This is a genomic window from Gemmatimonadota bacterium (genome assembly GCA_026706845.1).
In the GTDB taxonomy this organism is placed as follows: domain Bacteria; phylum Latescibacterota; class UBA2968; order UBA2968; family UBA2968; genus VXRD01.
This window is the reverse complement of record JAPOXY010000275.1, coordinates 1-10,970: the sequence shown is the minus strand read 5'-3', so window position 1 is coordinate 10,970 and position 10,970 is coordinate 1. Positions and strand designations below refer to the sequence as shown.

Genomic DNA, 10,970 nt, shown 5'->3' with positions numbered 1-10,970 from the left:
CTCTATCGCATCAATGGCGCGGTCAACTTCATCGTCATTGACGGCGATCTCCAGCTTGGTTTTGGGCAGAAAATCGACGATGTATTCGGCACCGCGATAGACTTCTCGGTGTCCTCTTTGGCGTCCAAAGCCGCGTGCTTCGGTGACGGTCATGCCCTGGATGCCGATGTCGCCGAGTGCTGCGCGCACATCGTCCAGCTTGTGGGGCTGGATGACTGCTGTGATGAGTTTCATACTGAATTCCTCCCTGAGATAGTTGGGGTGGCGTAAACTGACGGTTGAATATATTAGGTGTATATTTCTTTACCGTTTCTTATCTGTTAAATGTGTATTACATATCGGTACGTTTCTTGAGATTTTCCCATAAATTTTCGTATATTGTCCGGAGTACATTTTACGGGGAGAGTATGTGGATAAGCGTTTGGAATTTAAATACAAATTGCACGAGCGATATGCTGTGCAGGCGTATGATAACGCAGATGTCTGGGCCGGTAATCTGACGGTTGAGTTGGATGGCATTCGATATGATGCAGTGATGGCTCGGGCATTTTTGATGCCTGATAGTGCGGTAGAAGCGCGTGTTCGAGCTGAGTTATTTGTTGCGGATATCGATTTCGCCACCTGTCGCACAGGCGATGTGGAAGCGCGTTTGTGGACCGATGTGAATGATCGCGGCTTTGTAGATGAGCGGGGTGAGTTTCGCACATGTACAGGCTTTTACGTTTCTATGCGTATGATTGTGGATGGGGCGGGGCAACCCGTTCTTTCGGAGAATAATCTGGTTTTCGAATCGGATGTGATTCAGATTGAGCAGACGGGTGTTTTTCACTATACGGTCGAGTTTTCGGCTGATGATAAGGCGGTGTCTGATGCTTCGAAGGCGTGGATTTCGGTTAATGATATTGCGCTGAATCGAGATGGGGTAATCACAATCAGTCCCGAACAGGTTCGCCGCTGTCTTTCAATTACCGAAGTCTGTGTGCGAAAAGTTGGCGCGTGTCTGGATGAAGATGGGCAATTTGTGAGCGGTACATTTTGCGATGTGACATCGCGCCTTGGAGAGATGCAGACAGATGTGGTGTATTTGCTCCCTTTTTTTGAACCTGGATTTGGAGATTTGCATACGGGACAGGATGTGCGCAAAGGCGCGCTGGGCAGTGTTTATGCCGTGCGGGATTTTTATCGGATTGATCCCGCTCTGGTCACGCCGCCAGAAGAAGTGGATTTTCTTTCGCTGGTGTCGGATGGGTTGATTGTCGATTTGGATTTGCAGACTTTATTGCACGAGCGGCAGTTGTCGAGGCTGCGTAAGGTCGATGATTTTAACAATTTTCGCACATTCAAAGAATTGGTTGATTGGGTTGGACGCGATACGCTGATACAGTTGATTGGGCGTGCGGAATTGCGCGCGATAGCGCGGCGGGCACACGCGTTGGGCAAGCAGGTGATTTTCGATTTGGTGTTGATGCAGACCAGCCGCGATTGTCCGTTGATTGAACAATATCCCGATTGGTATGTGATGGATGAGGACGGGCAGCCCAAAATTCATCAGATTGCATGGCTGGTTTATTCGGATGTGGCGTTGCTCGACTTGCCTTTTAACAGGTCCTTGCAAAATTATCTGTCGGGAATCGCGCCTTTTTGGATGCGTACCTGTGATCTGGATGGGGTGCGTATTGATGCGAGCCAAACTGTGGATCGGCCATTTTTGAAGCAGATTAAAAACCGCATCAATGCGGTTAAGCCCGATGCGCTCGTTTTGGGCGAAACGCTGTGCGAGTTAAGCGAGGCGGTGGATATTCCGGTGGATATGATTTATGCATTGCTGGTGGATTTTCATCGGGATGCGGAATACGGAAATCAATATGCCGACTTTTTAGAACGCACTTCTGGCACATTTGCACCTCGCACTGTGGCGATGGCTTATTTTGAGAATCACGATAGTCCGCGCGCGACAAAGATCTGGCGGGATCGCTATCAGTCCCGGATGCTGGCACTGTTGCGCAATATCCAGTGTTCGCTGATCAATGCGACGGCGGGTACGGCACATTATGTGAATTTGGCGTATGCTTTGGAGTGGGGTTCAGAATGGGGCGAGGAGGCGCGTACAGATTTTGAAGCATCTACATTGTTGCATCCAGAGTGGGCTGATAGAAAACCCTGTTCACAGCTTGTCGCCGCTTATGAGGCTTTGCACGAGTTTGTGAGCCAGCGATCTGAGTTGCAGACCGGGCATGTTTATTTTCACCGCAATGTTGATTCTGAAGACCGCGTTTTTGCCTATACGCGTTATACCCGGCATTCGGGATTGCTGGTGGCGCACAATCTGGATGCGCGTTTTATCAGAGAAGTTGTCTGCCCCATTCATCTTTTGCCAGATGTTTTTGTAGAGCGTATAGACCGGGTTCCCGCGTACGATACTTATGAATTTTTTGATGGCTCGGATTCTGATCACATCGCGTTGATGGATGAAGGTGTGTCGATGAAATTACAACCCCTTCAAAGTGTGGTGATAAAGTTGATATTTAGAAGCGAAGAATAAGATGGCGAGTTCAATAATCGGAGGGTATGGTTATGAGTTCAGTAGTGGAGTACCCTAAGGGGGCAGATCAAATTGATCACGAGATGCCTTTGGAGTCGTTTGACCCGGGGCGGATTTTGGAAAAATTGGATCTGACGGGTTTGGAGGCGGCAAAACGGGCTGCGGATGCTGGGGATCGAAGTGGCGCGCTTACAGCATTGCGCGATTATTATCGGGCGAAATATCCGCTGGATGAAGCGTCTGGGGAAGGCGATTTTACAACTGCTGACAAAATTTGTCAGGGCATTATTCAGTGGGGACCTTATGAAGAGGCGCGTTATGGCGATGATTTTGACTGGGAATGGGATCCCCGCGGCGATATTGAATGGGTTGCGGCTGTGTACCGTTTTTATTGGGCTGCACCGCTCACACAGGCTTATGCTGCGACGCGCGATGAAAAATACGCCCGAACATTTGTGGAGATGACGACGGATTGGATTGCGAAACATCCGCTGGAAAATCACACCAAAACCCATTCCGTTTATACGTACTGGAAGGGGTTTGTCTGGCTGGATATTCAGACGGGTATTCGGGCGACGAATATCTGTTCGGCATTTCGCAGTTTGGTTCATGCCGAGGCATTTACGCCGGAGTTTCTCGGCCTGTTGCTGGCAAGTCTGTACGATCATCAGGTTAAGACAAAGCTGATTCCGATGGGATTGATTCACAATAAGGCCGTGTTTGAACAGCGGGGATTTATCAATATTGCCTATACGTTCCGCGAGTTTGCGGAATCGCGTGAATGGATGGAATTGGCACTGGAGCGGGTTGAAGAGAATTTTCTGGCACAGACAACAACAGATGGCGTTCAGCGGGAGTGGTCTTTTGGGTATCATGTGGGGGTGTTGGGGGATGCTGTGGAAATTTTTGGACGCATGGATACTTTTGGTATTGAGATTTCAGAGGCGTTTCGAGAGCGCGTGCGGTTGATGCACGATTATATTTTTTGGATTGCGTCGCCCGATCTGGGTGCGCCTATGTTTGGCGATGGGTCGCGTTCGTTGCCTGAGACGGATGATCGCTCAAAGTGGGATCTTTATGACTCACTTGTCGAAGCTACAGAATTGCTGGGCGATCCCAAATACGCTGCGCGGGCGACCCTGGATCGGAAATTTTTACCCGAGCAAAAGAGTCGTGCATTTCAAGAGGCCGGTTTGTATGTGATGCGCGATGATTGGGGACCCGATCAGATTCACATGGCGCTGCATTGTTCACCGCCTGCTATTTCGAGTCACGATCAACCGGATAATGGGACGTTTGAATTGTACGCTTATGGGCGCTGGTTGATGAATGATACGGGTTTTTACACTTATGGTCACGATGCAGAAGGCCGTGCGTGGCACCGGCAGACGTCTGTGCATCAGACTTTGACACTGGACGGCGGTGATACGTCCGATGATGGGCGGCATTTATTGTGGATGTCAGAAGCGGCTGATAGCGATGTGCTGGTGGTGGAGAATGGGTCGTATCCGGGATTGGTTCACCGCCGTTCGGTGTGGTTTGTCAATCGGCAGTTTTTCGCGTTTTTGGACGAGGCGATTGGCGATGTTCCCGGTCAACTGGATTTGCATTTCCAATTTGCACCGGGCGATGTGGTGTTTGACGAGGCGAGAAAGCGCGCTTTTACGCAATTTGACGATGCAAATGTGCTGGTGCAGGCTGGTGCAAATTGCGAGACGTGTATGGCAGAAGAAGAGGGATGGTTTGCCTGGACTTATGGTTCTCGTATGCCGCGTAAAGCATTTCGTTTTGCGCTGAACGAGCAGGCACCCACGGCGTTTTTGACTGTGGTTGTGCCCTATCGCGGGACAGATGTTCCCGGCGTTGTAGCCGAATTGCCCGATGTATTACGCGCTGGGGATGACCGCGTTGAATTGACTGTTGAGGCGTTTGAGAAGACCTGGACGCTTGGACGAGATATATCTTCGGGTGAGGCATGGGTGCGAATAGACGAATAGACGAATAGACGAATAGACGAATAGCGATGCATACTGATTTTGGGAGGATGGGCGGGGTTCGTTGATTCGTTGATTCGTTGATTCGTAGAATGGAGCCTGCTATGGATTTACAACTCCCTGAAGTTGGTATCCCCGATCGCGTCAGTATGACCGGACCTTTGCCGGCCAACCAAAAAGCCGTCTATGCCGAACTCGATGGGCCAGGCTGTATTCAGCACCTTTGGGTCGTACTGTCGCGGCCAGAGCGCATACCCATGACCAGCCGCAAAGTGCTTATTCGCATCTATTTTGATGATGAGCCGATCCCCTATGTTGAGGCGCCCGTCGGTGACTTTTTTGGGGTTATGCATGGCCAGGGCTGGTATCCGATAGATACCCACTTCCTGTCGGTCAAGGCCTGGATTGGCTACAACTGCTACTTCCAGATGCCCTTCGCCCGATCCGCACGGGTTGAGTTTGAAGCCGGACCCGAAGAGAACCGCGCCTACCTGCAGGTGGATTGGCACCGTTACCCCAATCAGACTCTGAGTGAGAGGCGACGTTTCTGCGCCCGTTGGCGGCGAGAAATGCCGACCCAGCGCTACGGTGAAGACTTTCTGATGCTGGATGCCGACGGGCCAGGAGAGTTGTTGGGCTTTGTGTACGGCGTGCGGTTGCTCGATGATGTCGATCGCTGGAGCCACGGCGGGGCTGAAAATATCTACATCGATGGAGAGGGCGAACACCCGGCCTTTTTGCGCGGTATTGGGGGTGAGGATACCTTTGGGGCTGGCTACGGGGGAGCCTTGCATCCACCCGAAACCCATCACTACGCCGCAATGCCTTACTATGTGCATGAGGATGTGGGACAGGCGCGCCCGGCGCAACGGTTGGTGGGCTACCGCTTCTTCGAAAAGGACTCTCTTCCCTTCCAGCAATCGATTCACATGCGCTTCGGCTGTATGGCAAACGATATCTGCTCTACCGTCTATTGGTACCAGCAGGACGCCGTGCGACCGTTCTTCGCTATGCCCGATTGGTCGCAGCTGCTGCCCGGTGTCGAACTGCCGCGCGGTACCCATGATCTGCCGCTGCCAGCCAGCGGCGAATGGTGGCTATGCGGCCCTTTCGCCAATCACAACGGTCAAGCGATGGAAACGACCTTGCCCCCGGAGACGGCCTTTCAGATAGAACCGACGTTTGATGGTTTGCACGGTGAAGAGTCGGCCTGGTTGACCGCTGGCTCACGACAACGGGGACGGGACGTAGCGCGTTGGGTCAAACGCGCCGCTCACCACGGCTTTGTCGATTTTAACCATGTGTTTCGGCCCTGGGGTCCGGGTGTGGGCAATACCGATGTGGGCGCAGCGCTTGCCCGCTGCGTCTTACATGCACCTGCAGATATGACGGCAAATCTGCGTGTGGCCTGGGATGACGCTTTGATTCTGCGCGTAAACGATGAGGTTTTCGATCTGGGTCACCACTACGCCTTTCGAGCCCAGAGCATTCCGGTGACGCTTCGGGCAGGTGCCAATTCCATCGTGCTCAAGCTCAGTAACGACCGGGGCTCCAATCACGGCGGCTGGGCGTTTGCTTTCCGGGCTACAACAGCCGATGGAGCTGTTCTGGTTCCTCAGGTAGCGTAAACAGGAGGTTTTTTATGATTCACGACAATGTCGAATTTCACAATGTAGCTGAGTTGCGAGAAGTTGAGGGGAGAGATGGACTTCGGGTGCAGCGCGTGCCCGAAGATGTGCGGTTGTGTTTGAATGCGGGTGCCCAGGAACGCATGCTGAGTCCGGCGGGGTCGGAGATCCGCTTTGTGAGCGCGGGCAATAAGGTCAATGTGACGCTGTCCAGCCCGGGCGGATCGGCTGAAGTGATTCCGTTTTTTGGCCCTTTTCAGGAGAAAGAGCGGTTTCAAATTGGGAAGGAGCCAAGGACGCTGGAATTGACTTATCCTGCAAGATTAAAGACGATTGAATCTGAAGCGGTGAGAGATTTGCCTTTTTCGCACAATGTGTGGCGGTTGGTCTTGAGAAATACCAGTTTGCACTATCACAGTATTGAGGGCGAAGGACTTCGCCCTCCCACGGTTGATGAATTGCCAAAGCGGCGGTATTTGAGCTATGGCACATCGATTACACACGGCGCGTCGGCTACGGCTATGCATTTGACCTATGTGAGCCAGGTGGCGTGGCGTTTGGGAGCAGATTTGATCAATTTGGGCGTGGGGGGATCGGCTTATTGCGAGCGCGAATTGGCCGATTATATTGCCGCGCGCGACGATTGGGATGTGGCGACGCTGGCTTTGTCGGTCAATATGATGGGTGCGGGATTTTCTCTGTCGGAATTTTCCGAGCGCGTGACGTATATGGTAAACGCGGTTGTAGGCGCGAATCCCGACCGGCCCGTGGGGTGTATTACGATTTATCCGCATTTTAGAGAATTTTGTGGCGATGCCGAAGAACGCGAAAGGACGGCGGCTTTCAGGCAGGCATTGCGAGATGCGGTGGATAGTTGTCCCCATGAGAATGCACATTTGATTGAGGGGACAGAAATGTTGAGCAATATCGGTGGGTTGACAGTAGATTTGATTCATCCGGGGGATCACGGGATGATCGAGATGGGAGAGCGCGTTGCAGGGCGGTTGGCGTCTCTGTTAGATCGCGATGAGGGGGACGGGACCATTAGAAAGATCAGGAAGGTTAGAAAGATAAAGAAGACAAAATAGAAATCGGTTTTTTGCCACAAAAACACAAGCTCGGATGAACTTCTTCAGCATCATCCGAGCTTTTTATTTTTTGTTGAGATGGCTTAGAGCAATATCCACAAGATGTAGAGTACTACCGCTGTGCCCACCAATGCGCCGCCATAACAGAGAAAGGGCAGGATTTTGGCGAGGCTGTGCAATCCGATTTCAGCGAGGGTGAAGCGGATTCTGTGAGCCGCGTGGTAGAGTGGGAAGATGAGCAGAACACAGAGATAGACTTTGACTAACGGATTTTGGAGCAGTCCGGTCAGGCGTTCATGAGACATGAGTTCGGCGTCTATAAGTCCCAAATGTACGGCGATGCCGCCCAGGAAAATGTGGATGGGGATGAGGAGTGCGGCAATAACACCGCCTTGCGAGAACATGCCCCACCAGAAGGGTTCGCTTTTGTGTTCTTTGTAATTCACAGGGATATCCTCGATCTAAAGAGTTATGAACAGGTAGGCGATGACGAGTGTTGCAATAATCCACGCGCCGTAAGATCCCAGTGCGATAAAGATGGGTGGCAGGGTCTTTGTGCCAATTTTGACGAGGCCACGTCCAGCGGCCTGCATTTTGGTCGTTAGTCCCAGCCAGGTCCAACTGTGGTACAGGGCGAAGATCAGGGCGATGATGTGAAATGCGATCCAGGGACCTGAACTCAGGGATTCGCGGAAGGCTGCGTGTGCGTCTGGCCCTTTTGTTAATAGAAAAATTTCGTAGATAAAGAGCACGACGTACAGGGCGACGAATACGCTTGTGAGTTCGCGGAGCAAGAACATGAAATATCTGCGATTAAAATGTCCGCGGTCGCGTAGCCACCAGGCTTTGGATATGGGGCGCGTATAGGTTTGGGTCGTTTCGGAATCGAGCATCATGTTTTATTTCCCCAGGGCATGACAAGCGATTTCAAGCGGTTGGTTGTGGTTGCCACTTTGGTCTGTTGAATGGCTTCTGCGGGATCGACGTGTTTGGGACAAACGACGGAGCATTCACCGACATACGTGCATTCCCAGATGCCTTCTTTGCTGGCAATGACGTGTTGGCGCTGTTGATTGCCTTCATCTCGGGAATCGAGGTTGTAGCGGTGGCCCAGGGCAATTGCGGCCGGACCGACGAAGTCGTGTTCGAGGCCATAGACCGGACAGGCCGCGTAACAGAGCATGCAGTTGATGCACTGGCTGAATTGCTTGTAATCTTTGAGCTGATCCGGCGTCTGGAGGTATTCTCCTTCGGGTACGGGTTTTTCTTCTTCTCGAATGATCCAGGGTTTGACCGCTTTGAGTTTGTCCATAAAGTCGGTCATGTCGGTAACGAGATCGCGCACAATGGGGAAGTTGACCAGGGGTTCCACGTGTACTTCGTTGGGATAATAGTCGCGCAACATCGCGGCACAGGTGAGTTTGGGTTCGCCGTTGACCATCATGCCGCAACTACCGCACACGCCCATCCGACAAGACCAGCGGAATGAGAGTGTGCCGTCGATGTGGTCTTTGATGTGGTTGAGCGCGTCGAGAACGACCCAGTCGTCGCGAAATTCAACCTCGTAAGTCTGTTCGGTTGGCGCGTCCTCTTCTTCGGGACGATAGCGCAATACCGTGATTTTTATGGATCTGTGATCGCTCATAAATTTTCCTTTAATAGGTTCGTTCTTCGGGTTCCCAGCGCGTGAGTGTTACGGGCAGGTACTCAATGCGGGGGTCGCCATCGGTTTGATAGGCCAGAGAGTGTGTGAGGAAGTTTTCGTCGTCGCGCTCTTCATAGTCCGATCGCGCGTGAGAGCCTCGAGATTCTCGTCGCAAGAGGGCCGAGTGTGCGAGTCCTTCGGCGACGTCGAGCATGTAACCCAATTCGAGGGCGTTGATGAGGTCGGTATTGAAGACGCGCGAGTGGTCGTCTATGCCGATATTTTCATAGCGTTCTTTGAGGGTGCGAATGGTGTCACACGTGGTCTGGAGCGCGTCTTCGGTTCGGAAAATGCCCGCGCCTTCTTCCATGGTTTTGCGGAGATCATCGCGGATATTGGCCACGCGCTCTTTGCCGTTGTTGCCAAAGAATTGGGTTTCAATGCGTTTTTGTTCGTCTTGCGCCATTTTGGCCATCGAGGCCGAATCTGCAAAGTCGGTGTCGGCGGCGTGTTGCGCGGCGACCTGGCCTGCACGCGCGCCAAAGACGAGGCATTCGCTCAGTGAGTTGGATCCCAGGCGATTGGCGCCATTGAGGCTGACACAAGCCGCTTCGCCTGCGGCATAAAGACCGGGGATGGGTGTTTCGCCATTGATGTCGGTATGCACACCCCCCATGCAGTAGTGTACAACCGGACGCACGGGAATGGGTTCGTAAACCGGATCAATGCCGACATAATTGCGGGTGAGTTCGCGTACGAAGGGCAGTCTTTCGTCAATGATTTTTTCACCCAAGTGCCGAAGGTCGAGGTGTACGTAGCTGCCATCGGGACCTTCAAAGACGTTGCCCTTGTGCTGTTCGTGGATGAAGGAACGAGATAAGATGTCGCGCGGACCGAGTTCCATTTTGCCGGGTACGTATTCGCTCAGGTAGCGTTCGCCTTGGCTGTTGACGAGGTGGCCGCCTTCGCCCCGCGATGCTTCGGTCATTAAGATCCCCGTGCCGGGCAAGCCCGTGGGGTGATATTGTACAAATTCGAGGTCCTTTAGAGGACAGCCAATGCGGTAGGCCAGAGCCATTCCGTCGCCGTTTTTGATGGCGGCATTGGTGGTAAATGGAAAAATTTTTCCCGCGCCACCCGTGCATATAATGACGGATTTCGCGCCAATGGCGTGAATGTTGCCGGATCGGATGTTGAGAGCCGTGACGCCGCATACCCTGCCGTCTTCGACGAGTAAAGAGGTGACAAACCATTCGTCGTATCGGGTAATGGCGTCGTACTTGAGAGATGTTTGAAAGAGAGCGTGCAGCATGTGGAAGCCGGTTTTGTCGGCGGCATAGAGCGTGCGTTTGACACTCATGCCACCAAATGCGCGGACGCTCACGCGACCGTCTTCGTCGCGGCTCCACGGGCACCCCCAGTGTTCTAATTGGATGACTTCATCAACGGCTTCTTTGACAAAGGCTTCTACCACATCCTGATCGCAGAGGAAGTCGCTGCCTTTGATGGTGTCATAAGCATGCAGGTCCAGGTTGTCGTCTTCGCGCATGACGGCTGCTGTACCACCTTCTGCAGAGACGGTGTGACTTCGCATGGGATAGACTTTGGAGACTACGCCAATATCTGCGCCTTGATATGTTTCAGATGCGGCGATTGCAGCACGCAGGCCCGCACCCCCTCCACCTACTAAGAGCACGTCGTGTTTGGGGATGTTCATGAATACCTCATTTAACTGTGATTGATAATGAATAGGAGTAATTATAACTGGTTCTTCTTGTTTCGTCAATCGGAAAATTGGGATAGATATGCGTTTCAGGTGACGCATATCTGATAATTACAGGAAGACATTTTCCCCGGTAGTCTAAACATCTTGTTCGGTAGTACTGAGCAGGAAAATTTCTGCTTTGATCGTTACAGTATTTGCACCTGCGTTGCGAAAAACGATGTAGTAGGTATCGCTGTCATCAATGGGTAAGCGAAAGGTTTCTCCAGATGTTTCACCCGGGCTGTAGAGCACTGTAGGCGTGCCCCCTTCTATCCAGGTTTGATACTCATCTTCGCCCATAACAGCCA

10 protein-coding genes are annotated in these 10,970 nt (G+C 52.3%); 4 read left to right on the top strand and 6 right to left on the bottom strand.

Going from position 1 to position 10,970, the window contains the following annotated elements; genetic code table 11:
* Positions 1 to 234 (bottom strand): P-II family nitrogen regulator (locus OXG87_23710; protein ID MCY3872560.1); only part of this gene is annotated, 234 nt, incomplete at its 3' end.
* A 175-nt stretch (positions 235 to 409) separates the two neighbouring features.
* On the opposite strand from OXG87_23710, the gene OXG87_23705 reads away from it, so the two are divergent.
* The 4 genes from OXG87_23705 to OXG87_23690 all read left to right on the top strand — a co-directional run bounded on the left by OXG87_23705 (position 410) and on the right by OXG87_23690 (position 7,252).
* Positions 410 to 2,542, top strand: coding sequence for an alpha-amylase family glycosyl hydrolase (locus OXG87_23705; GenBank protein ID MCY3872559.1), 2,133 nt, complete (start codon positions 410 to 412; stop codon positions 2,540 to 2,542).
* Between the two features lie 32 nt (positions 2,543 to 2,574).
* The gene (locus OXG87_23700) at positions 2,575 to 4,539 is read left to right on the top strand and encodes an alginate lyase family protein (protein ID MCY3872558.1); all 1,965 of its coding nucleotides are present in this window, start codon (positions 2,575 to 2,577) and stop codon (positions 4,537 to 4,539) included.
* Between the two features lie 101 nt (positions 4,540 to 4,640).
* A complete protein-coding gene (locus OXG87_23695; protein MCY3872557.1) occupies positions 4,641 to 6,164 on the top strand; it encodes a DUF2961 domain-containing protein in 1,524 nt (507 codons plus the stop codon).
* Positions 6,165 to 6,178: 14 nt separating this feature from the next.
* On the top strand, positions 6,179 to 7,252 hold the full coding sequence (locus OXG87_23690; GenBank protein MCY3872556.1) for a GDSL-type esterase/lipase family protein: 1,074 nt from the start codon (positions 6,179 to 6,181) through the stop codon (positions 7,250 to 7,252).
* An 83-nt stretch (positions 7,253 to 7,335) separates the two neighbouring features.
* On the opposite strand, the gene OXG87_23685 is transcribed toward OXG87_23690, so the two are convergent.
* From OXG87_23685 to OXG87_23665, 5 genes are all read right to left on the bottom strand, one after another.
* Entirely contained in the window at positions 7,336 to 7,698 is a 363-nt protein-coding gene (locus OXG87_23685; GenBank protein ID MCY3872555.1) for a fumarate reductase subunit D, read from the bottom strand.
* A 15-nt stretch (positions 7,699 to 7,713) separates the two neighbouring features.
* Entirely contained in the window at positions 7,714 to 8,148 is a 435-nt protein-coding gene (locus tag OXG87_23680; GenBank protein ID MCY3872554.1) for a hypothetical protein, read from the bottom strand.
* The gene (locus OXG87_23675; protein MCY3872553.1) at positions 8,145 to 8,897 is read right to left on the bottom strand and encodes a succinate dehydrogenase/fumarate reductase iron-sulfur subunit; all 753 of its coding nucleotides are present in this window, start codon (positions 8,895 to 8,897) and stop codon (positions 8,145 to 8,147) included. Before OXG87_23675 ends, OXG87_23680 begins: the two co-directional genes overlap by 4 nt.
* 10 nt (positions 8,898 to 8,907) lie before the next feature.
* Positions 8,908 to 10,614 carry a fumarate reductase (quinol) flavoprotein subunit gene (gene frdA, locus OXG87_23670; protein ID MCY3872552.1) on the bottom strand — a complete coding sequence of 569 codons (1,707 nt, stop codon included), beginning with the start codon at positions 10,612 to 10,614 and terminating at the stop codon, positions 8,908 to 8,910.
* Between the two features lie 144 nt (positions 10,615 to 10,758).
* Positions 10,759 to 10,970: hypothetical protein (locus OXG87_23665; protein ID MCY3872551.1), on the bottom strand; the 212-nt coding region annotated here is incomplete at its 5' end.